At 61.5% G+C, this 18,523-nt stretch carries 17 protein-coding genes and 1 tRNA gene; 9 read left to right on the plus strand and 9 right to left on the minus strand.

The window, feature by feature from the left end; all coding sequences use genetic code 11:
* Positions 1 to 3: 3 nt before the first annotated feature.
* Both C7I56_RS07370 and C7I56_RS07375 read right to left on the minus strand, forming a co-directional pair.
* Positions 4 to 79: transfer RNA gene (locus tag C7I56_RS07370), tRNA-Val, on the minus strand.
* 47 nt (positions 80 to 126) lie between these two features.
* Entirely contained in the window at positions 127 to 1,038 is a 912-nt protein-coding gene (locus tag C7I56_RS07375) for a winged helix DNA-binding protein (RefSeq protein WP_106639923.1), read from the minus strand.
* A 322-nt stretch (positions 1,039 to 1,360) separates the two neighbouring features.
* On the opposite strand from C7I56_RS07375, the gene C7I56_RS07380 reads away from it, so the two are divergent.
* A complete protein-coding gene (locus C7I56_RS07380; RefSeq protein WP_106639924.1) occupies positions 1,361 to 1,930 on the plus strand; it encodes a hemerythrin domain-containing protein in 570 nt (189 codons plus the stop codon).
* Positions 1,931 to 2,100: 170 nt separating this feature from the next.
* Positions 2,101 to 4,302: a putative bifunctional diguanylate cyclase/phosphodiesterase gene (locus C7I56_RS07385; protein WP_106639926.1), complete on the plus strand. Its 2,202-nt coding sequence runs from the start codon at positions 2,101 to 2,103 to the stop codon at positions 4,300 to 4,302.
* On the opposite strand, the gene C7I56_RS07390 is transcribed toward C7I56_RS07385, so the two are convergent.
* The 4 genes from C7I56_RS07390 to map form a co-directional block, all read right to left on the minus strand.
* Positions 4,299 to 4,988, minus strand: coding sequence for an aspartate/glutamate racemase family protein (locus tag C7I56_RS07390; RefSeq protein ID WP_158703045.1), 690 nt, complete (start codon positions 4,986 to 4,988; stop codon positions 4,299 to 4,301). The two genes, C7I56_RS07385 and C7I56_RS07390, sit on opposite strands and share 4 nt — an antisense overlap.
* Positions 4,989 to 5,162: 174 nt before the next feature.
* Positions 5,163 to 6,575 (minus strand): NAD(P)(+) transhydrogenase (Re/Si-specific) subunit beta, encoded by a 1,413-nt coding sequence (locus tag C7I56_RS07395; protein ID WP_106640199.1) that lies wholly within the window; start codon positions 6,573 to 6,575, stop codon positions 5,163 to 5,165.
* Positions 6,576 to 6,686: 111 nt separating this feature from the next.
* Complete coding sequence (locus tag C7I56_RS07400) at positions 6,687 to 6,974, minus strand: NAD(P) transhydrogenase subunit alpha part 2 (RefSeq protein ID WP_106639930.1); 288 nt, start codon at positions 6,972 to 6,974, stop codon at positions 6,687 to 6,689.
* A 163-nt stretch (positions 6,975 to 7,137) separates the two neighbouring features.
* The gene (gene map, locus C7I56_RS07405) at positions 7,138 to 7,965 is read right to left on the minus strand and encodes a type I methionyl aminopeptidase (protein ID WP_425352379.1); all 828 of its coding nucleotides are present in this window, start codon (positions 7,963 to 7,965) and stop codon (positions 7,138 to 7,140) included.
* A 103-nt stretch (positions 7,966 to 8,068) separates the two neighbouring features.
* Here map and C7I56_RS07410 point away from each other — a divergent pair, with 103 nt between their 5' ends.
* From C7I56_RS07410 to C7I56_RS07430, 5 genes are all read left to right on the plus strand, one after another.
* Complete coding sequence (locus tag C7I56_RS07410) at positions 8,069 to 8,407, plus strand: P-II family nitrogen regulator (protein WP_106640201.1); 339 nt, start codon at positions 8,069 to 8,071, stop codon at positions 8,405 to 8,407.
* A gap of 20 nt (positions 8,408 to 8,427) precedes the next feature.
* Positions 8,428 to 8,637 carry a transcriptional regulator gene (locus C7I56_RS07415; RefSeq protein WP_106639932.1) on the plus strand — a complete coding sequence of 70 codons (210 nt, stop codon included), beginning with the start codon at positions 8,428 to 8,430 and terminating at the stop codon, positions 8,635 to 8,637.
* Between the two features lie 107 nt (positions 8,638 to 8,744).
* Positions 8,745 to 10,157: a type I glutamate--ammonia ligase gene (gene glnA, locus C7I56_RS07420; protein WP_106639933.1), complete on the plus strand. Its 1,413-nt coding sequence runs from the start codon at positions 8,745 to 8,747 to the stop codon at positions 10,155 to 10,157.
* Positions 10,158 to 10,378: 221 nt separating this feature from the next.
* A complete protein-coding gene (locus tag C7I56_RS07425; RefSeq protein WP_106639935.1) occupies positions 10,379 to 10,780 on the plus strand; it encodes a hypothetical protein in 402 nt (133 codons plus the stop codon).
* Positions 10,741 to 11,487 (plus strand): hypothetical protein, encoded by a 747-nt coding sequence (locus C7I56_RS07430; protein WP_106639937.1) that lies wholly within the window; start codon positions 10,741 to 10,743, stop codon positions 11,485 to 11,487. Before C7I56_RS07425 ends, C7I56_RS07430 begins: the two co-directional genes overlap by 40 nt.
* 476 nt (positions 11,488 to 11,963) lie before the next feature.
* On the opposite strand, the gene C7I56_RS07435 is transcribed toward C7I56_RS07430, so the two are convergent.
* The 3 genes from C7I56_RS07435 to C7I56_RS07445 all read right to left on the minus strand — a co-directional run bounded on the left by C7I56_RS07435 (position 11,964) and on the right by C7I56_RS07445 (position 15,649).
* Positions 11,964 to 13,676, minus strand: a complete 1,713-nt coding sequence (locus C7I56_RS07435; protein WP_106639939.1) for a long-chain-fatty-acid--CoA ligase — start codon at positions 13,674 to 13,676, stop codon at positions 11,964 to 11,966.
* 131 nt (positions 13,677 to 13,807) lie between these two features.
* Positions 13,808 to 14,503, minus strand: a complete 696-nt coding sequence (locus C7I56_RS07440; RefSeq protein ID WP_106639941.1) for a DUF1013 domain-containing protein — start codon at positions 14,501 to 14,503, stop codon at positions 13,808 to 13,810.
* A 147-nt stretch (positions 14,504 to 14,650) separates the two neighbouring features.
* The gene (locus C7I56_RS07445) at positions 14,651 to 15,649 is read right to left on the minus strand and encodes an NAD(P)H-quinone oxidoreductase (protein WP_199792357.1); all 999 of its coding nucleotides are present in this window, start codon (positions 15,647 to 15,649) and stop codon (positions 14,651 to 14,653) included.
* A 74-nt stretch (positions 15,650 to 15,723) separates the two neighbouring features.
* On the opposite strand from C7I56_RS07445, the gene C7I56_RS07450 reads away from it, so the two are divergent.
* Both C7I56_RS07450 and clpA read left to right on the plus strand, forming a co-directional pair.
* Positions 15,724 to 15,921: a DUF1192 domain-containing protein gene (locus C7I56_RS07450; protein WP_106639943.1), complete on the plus strand. Its 198-nt coding sequence runs from the start codon at positions 15,724 to 15,726 to the stop codon at positions 15,919 to 15,921.
* 128 nt (positions 15,922 to 16,049) lie between these two features.
* Entirely contained in the window at positions 16,050 to 18,368 is a 2,319-nt protein-coding gene (gene clpA, locus C7I56_RS07455; RefSeq protein ID WP_106639945.1) for an ATP-dependent Clp protease ATP-binding subunit ClpA, read from the plus strand.
* Positions 18,369 to 18,523: the final 155 nt, after the last annotated feature.

Genomic DNA, 18,523 nt, shown 5'->3' on the forward strand with positions numbered 1-18,523 from the left:
GGATGGTGGGCGCTGACGGGCTCGAACCGCCGACCCTCTCGGTGTAAACGAGATGCTCTACCAACTGAGCTAAGCGCCCCGGCAGGCGCCGCACTGCCAGCTTCGCCCGGACGAAGCAAGTCGTTTTCAGGCGAGAAATGACGAGATGCGTTGCGCCGCCCGCAAATAAGCGGCCAAGGCTGCCGCCGCCGTTTCCGACAATTCTATATAGACGCGGCGGCCGTCCTGCGGATCGGCGGAACGGACGAACAGCCCCTGCTCGGTCAGCGCCTTGATCCAGCGCAGGGCGGTCGTCGCGGGTACGGATGCGGCAATGCAAAGGCTGGAAACGGCAACTCGCTGCTGCTCAAGCCGCGCGGCCATCAGGTCGAGCAGCATATCCCAGGCCGGATCGGCGAACAGGTCCGCCCCGAAATATTGATCGCGCAGGCGCCGGGCGCGAATGATGTTGCGGACTTGCTGTGCCGAAACATTGTCCTCGGCCGCGCCGTCCAGGCCATTATCGTCTTCATGTTCGGACAAGGTCGCAAGAATGGTTGCAATGCGGCCGACTTCCTCGCTCAACTGCTGAAGCTTGATCGGTGGCCCACCCTTGCCAACGTCGTGAAGCGAGGCCCATTGTCCGCCCAGCAGAGACCGCACGGCATCGCGACGCTGCTCATCGCTTGGATCGATCAGATGAAAGACGCCCGCGTGGAAAGCGCGTGCTGTCACGACGTCGATCAGGCTTGGCGGCGAAGCAATGATGCTTGAAAAACGCGCCGTTCGCGTTCCCTGATCGATCCGGTCGAGCAAATGGTCGAGACCCTCACCTTCGTCGCCATCCAACTCCAAAAAGACGACGTCTGGCGCAGCGCCCTCGTCCAGCCGGTCGGCGGCTGCGGCAAAGCCAGCCAAAGCCGTTTGGCGACATCCGAGGGATCCCAGCATTTGGCCGCTCCGGTCATTGACCGCTTCGCTGCGGGCGAGGAGGAGCAGCATGGGATCATCGCGATATTCGATCATTGCAAGATCATCATGCGTCATTTGGCCGGCCATGGCTATCGCTTCCTCAACAGCCGTTTATCCGGCCTTCCTTCCCCCAGAATGGCGCCGTAGCGGACGAAAAACAGCCGGCCCGATGTCCAAAACGGCCCCAAATGCCGGAGGCGTATCCGACCAAACTTCACTGACGTGATGGAACCCTGGCGGAACCGTGCTCTTCGCGCCCACGGATGCCGTTGCTCGCTAGGTTTCGTTCAGAGTGATCCTAGTCGCAAATCCGCTCCAAATCTGTCGGCAAAGTACATCCGTTTCGGATCAATCTGCATTTCGGAACGGACCGCCCTGCTCGCCGTTTCACGGATGAAAGGAACTATGCATGGCGAATTATACAGAGCGGAATGATAAGCGGCCGCACAAAGTCGCAGCGGACGACCCGCTCGCCATCGCCCTCCTGAAGGAGGAACACCAGGTCTTCCGCGCCCTCTTCGACAAGGCCGAGAATGCTGAAGGAAGCCGCCTTGCGGAAATCGCCCGCGAGCTGTGCCTGAGGCTCAACGTTCACATGACGATCGAGGAGGAAGTTCTTTATCCCGCCTTGAAGGGCATCATCGACGCGGATGAAGTGAATGAGGGCATTGTAGAGCATCAGGCAGGAAAGACGCTGGCTGCGGAAATCGAGCAGCTGACGGGCGATGAGCCGCTCTTCGCGAGCAAGGTCCATGTCCTTGGCGAAGAAACCCTACATCACATCGATGAAGAAGATGAAGAGATGTTCCAGGATGCGAAGGCCGCTCATCGCGAGGGCCGCATCGACCTCGACGCGCTCGGCGAACGTCTTCGCGCCCGCCAGCAGGAGCTTTACGACCGGATCGCCGCGACGGGCGATGAGGGCAAGACCTGTGAGGCCAAGACCGATGAGGTGGAAAGCGTGTCGGACCAGGCCTGATCGCGTCCCGCAATCTCATCCAATCGCGACGATCTTTAGAAAATATTCACGGCTTTGCTGTTTGATATAGTTCCAGAAACCACACCGCGCCGGGTGGTCGTGCTGAAAAGGAACGGGCACTGGAACACCCGTTGACATTGAAGGATGGTGGTGCCCCCCAGCCCCAGCCGATGTCCGCACTGTTTTCAGCGCCGGGCGCCTTCGAAAATGACGATCATCTCGCCTCTCTGCTTCAGAGTTTGCCGGGCTGCGCCTATCGCTGTCCCCTTCCCGACCCCCAGGGCAGCCTGCTCGTCAACGAACATGTCAGCGACGGCATCTATGCGCTGACCGGCTATTCCGCAGAAGATTTCTGGTTCGGCCGATCGGCATGGAAAAATCTTGTCCATCCCGAAGACCTCGCTGCAGTCCAGCGGGAAGTTTCTGCGGCAGTAACAGCGCGACGCAGTTTTTCACTAACCTATCGGGTCAGCCATCAGACCGGGCGCGACGTCTGGGTGCTGGATCGCGGTCACGCGGTCTATGATGAAAAGGGACTCCCGATCTGGCTGGAAGGCTTTGTCAGCGACATTACAGACCAGAAGGAAACCGAAGCGGCCCTGCGGGACAGCGAGGAGCAGTTGCGCGCGATGCTGGACGCACAGCCGGAATGCGTGATGGTCGTTTCGGCCGGCGGGCGGATCGTGAAGGTCAATCCGGCCGGCGTTGCGATGCTCGGCTGCATGTCGGCGGCGGAGATTGTCGGACGAAACGTACTGACCTTCATCGACCCCGACCACCAGGATGCAGTCCGAGATCTTCACGTGCAATGTCTGGACGGCGCTGCGCACGACAAGCCTTATGAGGTGGACATCATGGAAATGGGCGGAAAGGGGCGCTGTGCAGAAGTGCGCCTCGCGCCGCTCAAATCCAGCGACGGCAAGGTTTGGGCCGTTCTGTCCGTAGCCCGCGACATTACGGACAGAAAACGGGCGGAAGAAAAAATGGAGTGGCTTGCCACCCACGATCCCCTCACCACCCTCCCCAACCGTGCCTTCTTTCAGCAGCGGCTTCAGCTTGCGACCAGCGGCAGCGGCAAGCGCAAAGCGGGCCTTCTCATCATCGATCTCGACAATTTCAAGCAGGTGAACGACACGCTCGGTCACGATGCTGGCGACGCGCTTCTCTGCGAGACCGCCAGGCGCATCCGCGAGTGCGGCCGATCGGGCTGGACGGTCGCCCGTTTGGGCGGCGACGAATTTGCGGTCATCGTCCCCAATGTCGAGAGCCGCGAGGGCTTTGCCGCCACCGTCGAAACATTCCTTCAGCGCCTGCGGGAGCCGGTTTCCTTCGGGGGCAAGGTTCTGGACAGCCGGGCAAGCATCGGCGCAACCCTTTTCCCGGACGACGACAGGGCGCCCTCCGACCTGCTCAAAAATGCAGATCTCGCTCTCTATGCAGCGAAAGCCGCCGGCAGAGGCCGCGCCATGCACTATCTTCCCGCGATGCGAAGCGAGATGCAGCGGCGCGTGATGGCCATCCGCCAGTTCAAGGCGGCCCTGGATGAAGACCGGGTCATCGCTTATTACCAGCCGAAGATCGTTCTTGCCGACGGCGCCCTGCTCGGCTTCGAGGCCCTTCTACGTTGGCGCGGCGAAGATGGCCAAATCCAGCGCCCCGGATCGGCGGCAAGCGCTTTCGAGGATGCCGAACTCGCCGCCGCGATCAGCGACCGCATGATCGGCAAGGTGTTGGATGACATCCGATCCTGGCTCGATCGCGGCCTGCCCTTCGGCCATGTTGCCGTCAACGTCTCGGCGCTCGAATTCCGGCAGGCGGATTTCGCCGCGCGACTGCTTGATACACTCAGCAACCGCAGCATCGACCCCAGCCATTTCCAGATCGAGGTGACGGAAACCGTCTTCCTCGGTCATGGCGGTGAAGGCGTTGAGCAGGCCCTGCGAACCTTGAGCAAGGCGGGCGTCCGGATCGCGCTGGATGATTTCGGGACCGGCTACGCTTCCTTGTCGCACCTGAAGCGTTTCCCCGTCGATATCCTGAAAATCGATCAGACCTTCATCCACGACCTCGCCCAGGAAGGCGAGGACGCATCGATTGTGCGTGCCGTCATAATGCTCGGCCATAATCTTGGCATGAAGGTGGTCGCCGAAGGTGTGGAGGATTTGCGACAAGCCGCCTACCTGCAGGCTCAGGGCTGCGACATCGGCCAAGGCTATCTGTTCGGCACTCCGATCGCTGGCACCGAGATTTCAGCGGACGGATTCTGGGACCGGATGGAGCGGGACCGGAAGCGTTGGCCCAACATCCTGTCGGCTCTATCCTCACCGGCCGTGGTCGAGCTTCCTCGCCGCGCAAAGGCCAAACCAGCCTAACCCATAATCCAGTCGACGGCGGCATGGGCGTGGAGCGCTGTCGTGTCATAGACAGGCAGCACATTCGCGAGAGGGTCAACCAGCATCACCAATTCGGTGCAGGCCAGGATCACCGCCTGGTTCCGCGTCTGGGCCAGGTTCGTAATCGCGGTTTTCAGCGTGCGCTGCGAAATGCGCGATACCTTGCCCAGAACCAGTTCCTCGAAAATGATCCGGTCGATCTCGTCCATCATTGCGGGTTCGGGCGTTGCGACTTCGATATCGCGGCTTTCGATCCAGGCCCGATAAAAGTCGTCGGTCATCGTCTGCCGGGTGCCGAGCAGACCCGCCCGCTTCACACCATCTTCCGCCAGTCGGTCCGCCGTGACGTGACCGATATGGATGAGCTGCAGGCCTGTGCTCCGTTCAATCCCATCGGAATATTTGTGGGCCATGTTGCTGCACAGAACGATGCCTTCCGCGCCGGAAGCTGCCAGCCGTCCTGCGGCGGCCGTGAGCATGTCCCCGGCCCCATTCCAATCGCCCGCATCCTGCGCGGCGACGATGGGCGCAAGGTCCAGGCTTTCGATCGCGAGAGGCGCAGAATGCAGCCCGCCCATGCGCCGGGCCACTTCCTTGTTGATAGCCTCATAATAAAGCGCGGTCGACGTCCAGCTCAGCCCGCCGATCAGCCCCAATTTCCGCACGTCATTCCCCCGCGCGCCAAAGCCCGGCATTGCTGCCGGCGGCGGCCAAATGTTCTAAAAAAGAAGCGGCGCGATTGCTTGTTGCTGACGGACGCCAGCCTTACCGCCCTTCGGGCCTTAGGGATATAATGGCCTGCCATCAAGCAGTTAGACGGTTAAAGTCGGGACACCCCCTCACCCGAGCGCTTTCACGATATCCTCAACCATCTTCTTCGCATCGGCGAGCAGCATCATCGTATTGTCGCGGAAGAAGAGCTCATTCTCCACGCCCGCATAACCCGCGCCGCCCATGGACCGCTTCACGAACAGCACCGTCTTGGCCTTTTCGACGTCCAGAACCGGCATGCCGTAAATTGGGGAGGAGCGGTCTGTCTTCGCCGCCGGATTGGTCACGTCATTGGCGCCGATCACGAAGGCGACATCCGTCTGCGCGAATTCGCTGTTGATATCCTCCAGCTCGAACACTTCGTCATAGGGAACGTTCGCCTCTGCGAGCAGAACGTTCATATGCCCCGGCATGCGGCCCGCGACCGGGTGGATTGCATATTTCACCCGCACGCCTTCCTTCTTCAGCAAATCGCCCATTTCGCGGAGGACATGCTGCGCCTGGGCCACGGCCATGCCGTAACCGGGAACGATGATGACCTGCTCGGCCTGACTCATCAGAAAGGCCGCATCCTCCGCCGATCCGCGCTTGTAGGGCCGGTCGATTGTGGGGCCACCGGAAGCCGCCGCCGCATCGCCGCCAAAGCCGCCCGCAATGACGCTCAGAAAGCTGCGGTTCATGGCCCGGCACATAATGTAGGATAGGATCGCACCCGAACTCCCGACCAAAGCGCCGGTGATAATCATCGCACTGTTGCCGAGCGTGAAGCCCATCGCCGCCGCCGCCCAGCCGGAATAGCTGTTCAGCATCGACACGACGACCGGCATGTCCGCCCCGCCGATCGGGATGATCAGCAGGAAGCCGATCAGGAAGGATAAAGCCGTTACCGTCCAGAAGATCCAAGGGCTCTGGTCCGTGGTGAAATAGGCAATGAGGCCGATAATCGCCGCCAACGTGCCGAGATTGATCACATGCCGCACGGGCAGCAGGATCGGCTTGCCCGACATATTCCCGTTCAATTTCAGGAAGGCGATGACCGACCCCGAAAAGGTGATCGCGCCGATGGCAATGCCGAGGCCCATTTCCACGCGACTTACCGGCAGGATCAGGCCGTCCGCGCCCGTAATCCCGAATGCCGAAGGATTGAGAAATGCCGCGGCGGCAACCAGAACCGCCGCCAAACCGACCAGTGAGTGGAAGGCCGCGACAAGCTGCGGCATGGCCGTCATCGCGATCCGCCGCGCCACCACGAAACCGATCGCGCCGCCGATCGCGATTGCGATCAGGATTTCGACGAGACTGGCCACCTCATGCGTGACGAGCGTCGTCACCACCGCAATGCCCATGCCCGCCATGCCGAAGCGATTGCCCCGGCGGCTGCTCTCCGGACTCGAAAGGCCGCGCAGCGCGAGAATGAAACAGATGCCCGCAATCAGGTAAGCGAGCGATACCCAAGCGGGCGGAGCGGCGGCGTCATGCATGATCGGATCTTCCCAATCCGTCATGCTGAACTTGTTTCAGCATCCATGCGGACGCGGTCACGATGCACGACGATGCACCCTGAACCAAATTCAGGGTGAAGAAAGAGTATTTCATCCCTTCCGCTCCTTCTTCTTGTACATGGCCAGCATCCGCTCCGTAACCGCAAAGCCGCCAAAGATGTTGATGCTCGCTAGCACCACGCCCGCAAGGCCAAGCCATTTGGCGCCCGGCACGCCCGCAGCGGCCGCGGCGATCAAGGCACCGACGATGATGACGGAGGAAATGGCGTTGGTGACGGCCATGAGCGGCGTATGCAGTGCCGGCGTCACCGACCAGACGACGTAATAGCCGACGAAACAGGCCAGTACGAAGATCGACAGGATCGAGATGAAGTCCACGGCCTCCCTCCTCCTTATTTGGAGGGCGCACTGTGCCGGGGGTTTAGGCGCGTGTCGAGGGGTTAAGGATCTTGCACGTTGCGCTCCTGCGAACGCAGGAGCCTAGCGGCACCGGCTGATGAACCGGATTCCTGCTTTCACAGGAACGCTGTGGCATACATGCTCAATAATAAGGCGGCTTATCCAAACCCTTGGGGCTCTTCGTGAAGATCTCGCAGCCGTCCTCGGTAATGCCGACCGAATGTTCGAACTGGGCCGAAAGGCTGCGATCGCGGGTCACGGCCGTCCAGCCATCGTCCAGCACCTTGCAAGCCGCCTTGCCGATATTCACCATCGGTTCGATCGTGAAGAACATGCCGGGCTTCAGCTCCGGCCCCGTGCCGGGCTTGCCGACATGGACCACCTCCGGTGCGCTGTGGAAATCCTGTCCCAGGCCATGCCCGCAAAATTCATGGACGACGCCATAGCGGAAGCTTTCCGCATAGCTCTGGATCGCGTGGCTGATATCGCCCAGCCGGTTGCCCGGCTTCGCCATCGCAATGCCGCGCATCATCGCTTCATAGGTGACATCGACCAACCGCTTCGCCTTCACCGGCACCGCGTCGCCGACCAGATACATACGGCTCGTATCGCCGTGCCAGCCGTTCAGGATCGGCGTCACATCGATGTTGATGATGTCCCCGTCCTTCAGCATCCGGTCACCCGGAATGCCGTGACAGACGACGTGGTTGATCGAAGTGCAGCAGCTTTTTGTATAACCGCGATAACCAAGCGTCGCCGGATAACCGCCGCCGTCGCGCATCATCTTGAAAACGAGATCGTCGATTTCCTGCGTCGTGATGCCGGGCACGACGAATTTGGTGAGCTCGTCCAGAATCTCGGCAGCCAGCCGCCCGGCAGCGCGCATGCCTTCAAAACCCTTGGGCCCATGCAGCTTGATCTGGCCGCTCTGCCCGATAACCGCATCATTCTGTTCGATTACATCAACCATGGCCGCCATATAGCGATTGGAAGGCGCGGTGCCAACGCCGCCGCCTTGCACCGCCTCTTCTGCACGCTATCTTTGTGCGCCGCACCAGAACGAGGGGATTCGCGTGAAGAAGATCGAAGCGGTCATCAAGCCTTTCAAACTGGATGAGGTGAAGGAGGCGCTTCACGATATCGGCGTGTCAGGCATGACCGTGACGGAAGCCAAGGGCTTTGGCCGTCAGAAAGGTCATACGGAACTGTATCGCGGCGCCGAATATGTCGTCGATTTCCTGCCAAAGATGAAGCTGGAGGTAGTCGTCGACGACAACCTTGCGGACCGCGCGGTGGAGGCGATCGAAAATGCCGCGCGCACGGGCCGGATCGGGGATGGCAAGATTTTCGTCTCCTCCATCGAACAGGCAGTCCGCATCCGCACCGGGGAGCGCGGCTCGGACGCAATCTGAACCCCTGCGAGATTCGCGCAATGGATGATCCCCGCCTCGCCCAAATGCACCCCGACGAGCTTCGGTCCGCTATGCGTACCCTTGGCTACAGGACGCAAAATGATCTCGCCAATGCAATTGGCGTTAGCCGCTCCGCCGTCAGCCTGTGGCTGGAAGGCAAGGTCGGCGTCCCCCGCCCCGTCGCCATGCTCTTGCGCATGCTGATCGCCGCGCAACGCCGCGTCTACTAACCATGTGAAATATTCACCGCCCGCTGGAGGCTCCCTTTCCGGACTTGTAAAAGCCGGCCAGCGCAGCCGATTCCGGCGGCGATTCCACTTTGAGCGAGGACAGGCAAATGGCGAACGACGCGGGCAAAATCCTGGACATGATCAAGGATCAGGAGATCGAATGGGTCGACCTTCGCTTCACCGATCCCAAGGGCAAGTGGCAGCACCTCACCATGTGCGCCGGCCTCATCGATGAAGACCAGCTGACCGACGGCTTCATGTTCGACGGCTCCTCCATCGGCGGCTGGAAGGCGATCAATGAATCCGACATGATCCTTCGTCCGGACCTCGACGCCGTCTATGTCGATCCGTTCAGCGCGACGCCGATGCTGATCCTCGTCTGCGACATCGTCGATCCGGGCACCGGCGAGCTTTACGCCCGCGATCCCCGCTCGACCGCCAAGCGCGCCGAAGCCTATTTGAAGACGACCGGTATCGGTGACACCGTCTATGTCGGCCCGGAAGCCGAATTCTTCATGTTCGACGATGTGCGGTTCGAAGACGGCTACAACACCAGCTACTTCAAGATCGACGATATCGAACTGCCGACCAATTCGGGCCGCCAATATGAAGGCGGCAACCTCGCCCACCGTCCGCGCGCCAAGGGCGGCTATTTCCCGGTCGCTCCGGTGGACAGCGCCATCGACATCCGCGCCGAAATGGTTTCGACGATGATCGAAATGGGTCTGCCGATGGACAAGCACCATCACGAAGTCGCGGCGGCTCAGCACGAACTCGGCCTCACCTTCGGCACGCTCGTCGAAACCGCCGACCGCATGCAGATCTACAAATATGTCGTGCACCAGGTCGCCCACGCCTACGGCAAGACCGCGACTTTCATGCCCAAGCCCATCGCACAGGATAACGGTTCGGGCATGCACACCCATATTTCGATCTGGAACGGCAGCAAGCCGCTCTTTGCGGGCAATGGCTATGCGGGCCTTTCCGAAACTGCTCTCTTCTTCATCGGCGGCGTCATCAAGCATGCCAAGGCGCTGAACGCTTTCACCAACCCGACGACGAACAGCTACAAGCGCCTCGTCCCGGGCTTCGAAGCGCCGGTTCTGCTCGCTTATTCCTCGCGCAACCGCTCGGCCTCCTGCCGCATTCCTTACGGCACCGGCGAAAAGTCGAAGCGCGTTGAATTCCGCTTCCCGGACGCGCTCGCCAACCCATACCTGTGCTATGCGGCGATCATGATGGCGGGCCTCGACGGCATCCAGAACCGCATCCATCCGGGCGATCCGATGGACAAGAACCTCTACGACCTGCCGCCGCAGGAACTGGTCGACGTTCCCACCGTTTGCGGATCACTGCGCGAGGCGCTCATCTCCCTTCAGAACGACCGTGCTTTCCTCACCCGCGGCGACGTCTTCAGCGAAGATCAGATCGACGCCTACATCGAACTCAAATGGGAAGAAGTTTTACGCTGGGAAACCACCCCAAGCCCAGTGGAATACGACATGTATTATTCGGGCTGAGTTTCATTTTTGAGCCATAAAAAGAAGGGCTCCCGGATCGACCCGGGAGCCCTTCTTCGCTTCTACGCATAACGTCTTTTCACTGGGTTCTTCATGGCTTAGAGTAATTGGGATGGGGAATATCCGGGCGCGTGTTCGGCTAGATGGGGAGTGAGTTCATGAAATCTCAGAAGGTATGACTTGCCGGTATTTCACTGGCAACTGTCGCCGGTTTCGCCGCCATGGCAAATGCTCAAGGCAAAGCCGCCGGGCCTGTCGCGACCTATGTGATGACCGCCTCGACGGATGCCGGGATGTCGGGCGGCGCGGCGAGCATGATGAGCGCGATGATGGGCGGGGGGTCGTCCGCCACGCGCCGCCTGAACCTCTACCTCGGATCGACGCGCAAGGCGGCCGGGGAAGCCAAGGCCGACCACATTCCTCCCGCTGCGCTAAAGGCTGGCGCTACCTTGCCGCTGCTTTCCGGACCGCCGAAATCGGAGGGCCAATCGGGGGGCAAGCTGCCGAGCGGCAAGGTCCGGGTTTATTGGGGTTGCGGTGAAAAGGCAGCTGCGGGGCAGCCGTGCTTCTGGATGTCGGCAAAATGGCCACGAACGAAGCGCCGGCCTCGTTCGGTGGCCTGATCTTCAAGCGGGCATCCCTTCCTTCGCCCGCCAGCAGCACAACCTATGGCGCATGGCCCAATCAGAAGACGAGCCGCGGAATTGCTGGCGACGCCTCACTTGTGGGCGAACATGTTGTTCGCGGCAATTACACGCCGGAAATCCGTTTCTCGCTCAACCAGTCGCAAAATTTCATGCCTGCTTTGAACGTCACGCGGAACAGCCGTTTGCCGTCGGGAGCGGTGCAACTCGCCTGGCAACCGATCGCCAATGCGCGCGCTTATTTCGGCTTCTTGGTTGGTGAGGCGAAGGACGGCACGGTCATCCTCTGGACGTCCAGCAACGCGAAGACTTTCATCGGCAGCGCGGGCGATTTCATGGACGCGTCGGAAATCAACCGCCTGCTCGGCCAAAAGGCCTTGCTGACCCCGCAGCAGACCCAATGTGCCGTCCCAGCCGAAGTCGTTCGCGCGGTTGGGGAAAACGGCATGTTCCACTTCACCGCTTATGGTCCGGAAGCCAATTTCAGCTATCCACCGAAACCATCGGGCAATGCGCCGTGGAACGTCGAATGGACGGCGAAGCTCCTTACCAAGTCCGCCTACGTCGGCGTCCTTGGCATGTCGATGAGCGATATGATGGGCGATGATGATACGGACGAAGCCGAAGAAGAGAAGCCTGAAAAGAAGAAAAAGGGGATGGGCGGTTTTCTGAAAAAAGTCCTTTAAAACGCCCCTTCTTAAGTGGGCAGTTGCCGCCCAACCTTGACTAGTGAAAAGCCCGATACGGATGATCGGAGCGGGCTTTTCTTCGGGCAGCAAACCCTCGCGGCTTATCTCTGATTTAATGGCCAAATGCTTCTGGATCATCCGGCGCCGCCAAAGGTCCGCATGCACCCTACCCAGTCAACGTCAGTTTGAAGAGCCCGAGCGGAATCGGCTGTGCCTCCGCGATCCAGTCCGAATATTCGCTTTGTGAACGTAGGGCGGAAAAGGAAATCTGCCGATGGTCCGCGAACTCGGCATTGGCTTCGTGCCTTATTGCCCGCCGGGCGCGTTTTCCTCACCGGCCAGCCAACGCGGCTGGAGGACAGCATGGGCGCCGCCGACATCGCGCTGACCACCGAATATCTCGCGCAACTGGCCAGCGGGCCCGCAATCGTCGGCCCGCGCTATCCGGACGAGGAATTGCCAGGCACCCGGCTTTAACTGGCGGACGCTTTTGCCCGCTCTTCTGCCTGCAACTCCTTGCGGCTCAATTTTCCGATCAGGGTCTTGGGCAATGTCTCACGGATTTCGCACGCGACGACCCGTTCGTGCTTGCCAAGGCGAGCGTTAAGCCAGTCACGCAAAGCTTCGGCATCGATGTCCGCATCGTCGGCGAGGGTCACGAAGGCCTTGGGTCGCTCGCCCGCATAAAGATCGGGAATGCCGATCACCAGCGCCTCCTTCACCGCGTCATTCGAATAGAGCACCTGTTCAACCTGACTCGGGAAGACCTTAAAGCCCGACACGGCGATCATGTCCTTCAGGCGATCGACGATCCGGATATAGCCGTCTTCGTCGATCACGCCCGCATCGCCCGTGCGCAGCCAGCCGTCGGCGAACACTTCGGCATCGGCATCGGGGCGATTCCAATAGCCTTTCATCACCTGCGGTCCCTGCACGACGATCTCGCCGGGCTCGCCTTCGGGCGCTGGGCGGGTGGGGTCTTCGCGGTCGAGCAGTTTTACTCGCGTACCCGCGATCGGCTGGCCGATCGTGCCGGGCTTGTTCAGCCCTTCATATGGGTTGGAGGAAACGACGCCGGACACTTCAGTGAGGCCATAGCCTTCGACCAGCTTCGCTCCGGTGGCCGCTTCGAACCGCTCCTTAAGCTCGGCAGGCATGGGCGCGCCGCCCGAGATACAGATGCGGAGCGAGGAGAGGTCGGCGCGGCCGATGCGCGGATGGTCGAGCAAAGCCTGATACATGGTCGGAACGCCGGGGAAGGACGTCGTCCGCGCCCGTTCGATCGTCGCCAGCACCTGCCCGGCGTCGAAACGCGGCACCATGACGATCTCTCCGCCTTTATGGATGGTGCGGTTGAGGACGCAGGTTTGCGCGAAGATGTGGAACAGGGGCAGCGCGGCCATGATCCGGTCTTCCGCTCCGGGCTGCGGATCCAACGCCTCGACCTGGCGCGCATTGGCGCTCAGATTTTGATGGGTCAGCATCGCGCCCTTCGGCACGCCGGTCGTCCCGCCGGTATATTGGAGGAGGGCGACATCCTTTTCCGGATCGATCGGCGCGGCGGCGCAGATGCCGTCATTGGCGATGAGCTGGGAGAAAGCCATGATGCGGGGATCGTGCGGCTTCGTCGCAATGTCGGCGCTACGGAACAGGCGGTAAAATAGCGACTTGGCGGGCGGCAGCGCACCCGCGACAGATCCGACGATCAGGCGCTCCGCCCCGCTCTTTTCCATCACCTGGATGGCCTTCGGCAAAAGCGCGGTGGCGGAGATGGTGAAGAGCAGGCGCGTGCCGGAATCGGCGATCTGGTGGATGAGTTCATCCGCCGTATAGAGCGGCGAGAAGTTGACGACCGTCGCCCCGATCTTCAGCGCGCCATAATAAGCCGCCACATAATGAGGCACATTGGGAAGGAACAGGCCAACCCTGTCCCCTTTGGTCACGCCCAGAGCCTGAAGGCCGCACGCAACGCGGTTCACGCCGTCCGCCGTCTCCGCGTAACTATATTTCCGGCCCAGAAAATCGATCGCGATCGCATCGGGCACCGCTCGGGCCGCTTCGTCGAACAGATCGGGGAGCGACAAGGGCGGATAGCTGCGGTCCCAGGGGGCGGGATGCTGATAGGCGGCGCTGCGCCACAGGGCTTCGGGATTTAGAGCGAGATGGGGGGCTTGGGGGTCGGCCATAGTGCCAACCTAGCGCGCGTTTCAGCGCTGACAAGCGCTTTGCTGACATCAATGTCAGCAACTCGATTTCGACGGCCACTCGGTGATACTGTGGAGCGGCGCCCACAGTGTCACCGAGCTAACCTAAGCAGTTACTTCTTGAACGGATCGACGAAACCCAGATCGTCTTCGCCGGAGTCGAAACCAGCCTTTTCCTGCGCGTGAACTTCCTCCGCCTCGCGGGCGGCGGCTTCGCGCTCGCGGCGCAGTTCTTCGATCAGCGCTTCGCGGTCGCCGTCGAGGCGCGCGTCCTGCGGCTGGCCGTCCGTGCCAGCGGCCTTCGCGGCCTTGGCGACGATCGCATCCAGCTCACGCTGCGAGGTGAGGCCGAGCGTCACCGGATCTTTCGGCTGGATGTTGGCGATGTTCCAGTGCGTGCGGTCGCGGATCGCGGCGATCGTCGTGCGGGTGGTGCCGATCAGCTTGGAAATCTGGCCGTCCGAAATTTCCGGATGGTTGCGGATGATCCAGGCGATGCCGTCCGGCTTGTCCTGACGCTTGGAAACCGGCGTGTAGCGCGGCCCCTTGGTACGAATGGCCTGATCCGGCTCCTTCTGCATGACGAGCCGGTAATTGGGATCGGCCTGACCCTTGTCGATCTCCTCCTGTGTCAGTTCGCCTGCGCGCAGCGGGCTGCGGCCGGTAAGCTTGGTCGCGGCGGCATCGTCGGCGATCGCCTGCACTTCCAGAACGTGGAGGCCACAAAAAGCGGCGATCTGCTCGAACGTCAGAGCGGTATTGTCGACCAGCCAGGAAGCGGTCGCATGCGGCATGAGCGGCTGGGCCACGTAATCCTCCCAAAAACAATAAGGGCCGCCCCTCACGGAGCGGCCGAAGCTGGCGCAGGATGTAGGCGGAAGGACGAGTCGAAGCAAGCGGAAGGTGAGGATCGGGGGGGCTTCCCAGCTCTAGCCGTCAGCATGACCGATCGGTGCTTACGTCGTGAGGACGATCTTCCCCACGTGACTCCCCTCCTCCATCCGCTTGTGGGCCTCCGCCGCCTGCTCAAGCGGAAACACCGCATCCACCACCGGCTTCAAATCGCCCGCTGCGACATTGGGCCAGACCTTGGCGGCAAGATCGGCGGCCACGCGGGCTTTGAACGCCCCGCCCCTTGCACGGAGCGTTGAGCCGGTCAAAACCAGCCGCTTCGCCATCACCTGCCAGACCGGAATTTCCGCTTTGGCGCCGCGCTGCGCCGCGATCGACACGTGGCGGCCCTCCACGGCGAGGCAGGCAATGTTGCGCGCGACATAATCGCCACCCACCATGTCGAGGACGACCGCGACACCCCGCCCATCGGTGAAGGCCTTCACCGCCTCGACAAAATCGTCGGAGCGGTAGTTAATCGCCCTAGCCGCGCCGAGGCCCAGCGCGCGGCTGCATTTCTCGTTTGATCCGGCTGTGACAATCACCTTGAGGCCGAACAGCCGCCCGAGGAGAATGGCCATCGTCCCGATGCCGCTCGTTCCGCCATGAACGAGAACCGCATCACCCGCTTTCGCGCCGCCCCGTTCAAAAAGGTTGGTCCAGACCGTGAAGAGCGTTTCAGGAATGGCCGCCGCCTCGATCATGGTGAGACCTTCCGGCACCGGCAGGCACTGGCCCGCTGGCGCCGCGCAATATTGCGCATAGCCACCGCCGGAGACGAGCGCGCAAACAGGCTTGCCGAGCCAGTCGGCTTCGACGCCCTTGCCTGTAGCGACCACCTCCCCCGCCACTTCCAGCCCCGGAATGGACGGCGCACCCGACGGCGGCGGATAGAGCCCTTGGCGCTGCATCACATCCGGCCGGTTAACCCCGGCGGCGGCGACGCGGATCAGCACCTCGCCTTGCGCAGGCACCGGCACTGGCCGTTCCACCGGCACCAGAACCTCCGGCCCGCCCGCCCCCTTGAGATCGATGGCGATCATGCGTTCGGGCAAAGCGGCCATGTCATCTCCACATTTCGTCGCAAGAGCGCGCGGGGCTTATTGACTCGGGTTCCCAAGGGGTCAACGCTGCGACCATGGATTTGGACGAACTCTTCCCGAATAAACCCGGCGATCCGCTGACCCAGCTTTTGAAGCAGGATCTGGATCCCCTGTCGGTCGAGGAGCTTCATGCCCGCATTGCGGCACTCGAAGGCGAAATCGCGCGCACGAAGGGGAAAATCGTTGCCGCGGTTAACCACCGGGCAAGCGCTGAGTCTCTATTCAAGAAATGACTCGGGAAGCGGGGGGAACATCGGTCGACCCTCCAGCGATTTGAGACTGTAGCTTGATGATCGGGGCCCGCGTCCCGACATTGAGGGCAAGGCGCCCGGCGTCACAGCCGGGCAGTAAGGAGTAAGACATGCCGTCATTTGCCCGCGAACTGGAGCAGACGCTCCACACGGCGCTCGCCGAAGCGAGCGGCCGCAGGCACGAATATGCGACGCTCGAGCACCTCCTGCTTGCCCTGATCGAGGATGAACATGCCTCGAAGGTCATGCAGGCGTGCGGGGTGAACACCACCGATCTGCGCGAATCCGTTCGCACCTATCTCGATACCGAACTCGAAGCCTTGAAGGTGGAGGGCGAAACCGACCCCTCCCCGACCAGCGGCTTCCAGCGCGTTGTCCAGCGCGCGATCCTTCACGTCCAGTCCTCGGGCCGCGATGAAGTAACCGGCGCCAACGTGCTCGTCGCCCTGTTCAGCGAACGCGAAAGCTATGCCGTCTACTTCCTGCAGCAGCAGGATATGAGCCGCCTCGACGCCGTCAGTTTCATCAGCCACGGCGTCGGCAAGGGCCAGACGCCAGGCGAAACGCCCGAGGTGAAGGGCGCGGCCGAAGAGACCAAGGTCGAGGATGGCAAGAAGAAGAGCGAAAGCGCGCTCAAGCAATTCACCGTCAATTTGAACGAAAAGGCACTGGAAGGCCGCGTCGATCCGCTGATCGGGCGCGGGCCGGAAGTCGACCGGACCGTGCAGATCCTTTGCCGCCGCTCGAAAAACAACCCGCTCTATGTGGGCGATCCGGGCGTCGGCAAGACCGCCATTGCCGAAGGCCTCGCCCGCAAGATCGTCGAAGGCGATGTGCCGGACGTGCTGAAGCCCGCAATCATCTATTCGCTCGACATGGGCGCGCTCCTCGCGGGCACCCGCTATCGCGGCGATTTCGAGGAGCGGCTGAAGGCGGTTGTGAACGAGCTAGAAAAGCTTCCCCACGCCGTCCTCTTCATCGACGAAATCCACACGGTGATCGGCGCGGGCGCAACCAGCGGCGGCGCGATGGACGCCTCGAACCTGCTGAAACCGGCTCTCTCCGGGGGCACGATCCGTTGCATCGGCTCGACGACCTACAAGGAATTCCGCAATCATTTCGAGAAGGATCGGGCGCTACTCCGGCGCTTCCAGAAGATCGACGTGAATGAACCGACGATCGAGGATACGATCAAGATCATCACCGGGCTTCGCTCAGCCTTCGAAGAACATCACAGCGTCAAATATACGCCCGATGCGATCAAGGCGGCGGTCGAGCTTTCGGCGCGCTACATCAACGACCGCAAGCTTCCGGACAAGGCGATCGACGTGATCGACGAGGTCGGCGCGATGCAGATGCTCGTGCCGCCCAACAAGCGGAAGAAGACGATCACGACCAAGGAGATCGAGAGCGTTATCTCCACCATGGCCCGCATTCCCCCGAAATCGGTGTCGAGCGACGACAAGAAGCAGCTCGAGCATCTCGAGCGCGACCTGAAACGCGTTGTGTTCGGCCAGGATGCCGCGATCGGCGTCCTGTCCTCGGCGATCAAGCTCAGCCGCGCGGGTCTCCGCGATCCGGACAAGCCGATCGGCAACTATCTCTTCTCCGGCCCCACCGGCGTCGGCAAGACCGAGGTTGCCCGTCAGCTTGCGTCCATCATGGGCATCCCGCTCCAGCGTTTCGACATGTCGGAATATATGGAACGCCACTCGGTCAGCCGCCTCATCGGCGCGCCTCCGGGCTATGTCGGTTACGATCAGGGCGGGCTCCTGACCGACGCCGTCGACCAGCATCCGCACAGCGTGCTGCTCTTGGACGAAATCGAGAAGGCGCATCCAGACCTGTTCAACATCCTGTTGCAGGTGATGGACAATGGGAAGCTCACCGATCACCACGGCAAGACGGTCGATTTCCGCAACGTCATCCTCATCATGACGACTAATGCGGGCGCCAGCGACATGGCGCGCGAAGGCGTCGGCTTCGGCAACATCACCCGCGAGGGCGAGGATGAAGAAGCGATCAAGCGGATGTTCACGCCGGAATTCCGCAACCGCCTCGATGCCGTCGTGCCGTTCGGCTATTTGCCTCCGGAAGTCGTCGCCCGGGTCGTGGACAAGTTCATCCTCCAACTCGAACTGCAGCTGGCGGACCGCAACGTCCACATCAGCCTCGATGATGAAGCGAAGAAGTGGCTCACTATCCGCGGCTACGACAAGCTCTACGGCGCCCGCCCGATGGGCCGCCTCGTCCAGGAGAAGATCAAGCAGCCGCTCGCCGAGGAACTCCTCTTCGGCAAACTAGTGAATGGCGGCGAGGTGAAGGTCCGCATCAAGGACAATGCACCCAGCTTCGAAATCATCTCCGCTCCTCCCAAAGCCCCGCGCAAGAAGGGCGGCGGGAAAAAGACGGAAGCCACCAAGGCTTGAACGAAGAGGCCCTCCCTAACCGGAGGGCCTTTTTCTTTCCGCCTTATCACAGCCGTCACCCTGAACTTGTTTCAAGGTCATCTGTCCGCCATCGCGTTGCTCGACGATGGATGCTGAACAAGTTCAGCATGACGCTTCCCGTGCTCCTGCGAAAG

Origin of the sequence: Allosphingosinicella vermicomposti (genome assembly GCF_003012815.1) — a bacterium.
Lineage (GTDB): Bacteria > Pseudomonadota > Alphaproteobacteria > Sphingomonadales > Sphingomonadaceae > Allosphingosinicella > Allosphingosinicella vermicomposti.

Coding starts and splice junctions, on each gene's coding strand:
- C7I56_RS07375 (WP_106639923.1), bottom strand. CDS start 1,038: ATGGCCGGCCAAATGACGCATGATGATCTTGCAATGATCGAATATCGC.
- C7I56_RS07380 (WP_106639924.1), top strand. CDS start 1,361: ATGGCGAATTATACAGAGCGGAATGATAAGCGGCCGCACAAAGTCGCA.
- C7I56_RS07385 (WP_106639926.1), top strand. CDS start 2,101: ATGTCCGCACTGTTTTCAGCGCCGGGCGCCTTCGAAAATGACGATCAT.
- C7I56_RS07395 (WP_106640199.1), bottom strand. CDS start 6,575: ATGCATGACGCCGCCGCTCCGCCCGCTTGGGTATCGCTCGCTTACCTG.
- map (WP_425352379.1), bottom strand. CDS start 7,965: ATGGTTGATGTAATCGAACAGAATGATGCGGTTATCGGGCAGAGCGGC.
- C7I56_RS07415 (WP_106639932.1), top strand. CDS start 8,428: ATGGATGATCCCCGCCTCGCCCAAATGCACCCCGACGAGCTTCGGTCC.
- glnA (WP_106639933.1), top strand. CDS start 8,745: ATGGCGAACGACGCGGGCAAAATCCTGGACATGATCAAGGATCAGGAG.
- C7I56_RS07425 (WP_106639935.1), top strand. CDS start 10,379: ATGGCAAATGCTCAAGGCAAAGCCGCCGGGCCTGTCGCGACCTATGTG.
- C7I56_RS07430 (WP_106639937.1), top strand. CDS start 10,741: ATGGCCACGAACGAAGCGCCGGCCTCGTTCGGTGGCCTGATCTTCAAG.
- C7I56_RS07435 (WP_106639939.1), bottom strand. CDS start 13,676: ATGGCCGACCCCCAAGCCCCCCATCTCGCTCTAAATCCCGAAGCCCTG.
- C7I56_RS07445 (WP_199792357.1), bottom strand. CDS start 15,649: ATGGCCGCTTTGCCCGAACGCATGATCGCCATCGATCTCAAGGGGGCG.
- C7I56_RS07450 (WP_106639943.1), top strand. CDS start 15,724: ATGGATTTGGACGAACTCTTCCCGAATAAACCCGGCGATCCGCTGACC.
- clpA (WP_106639945.1), top strand. CDS start 16,050: ATGCCGTCATTTGCCCGCGAACTGGAGCAGACGCTCCACACGGCGCTC.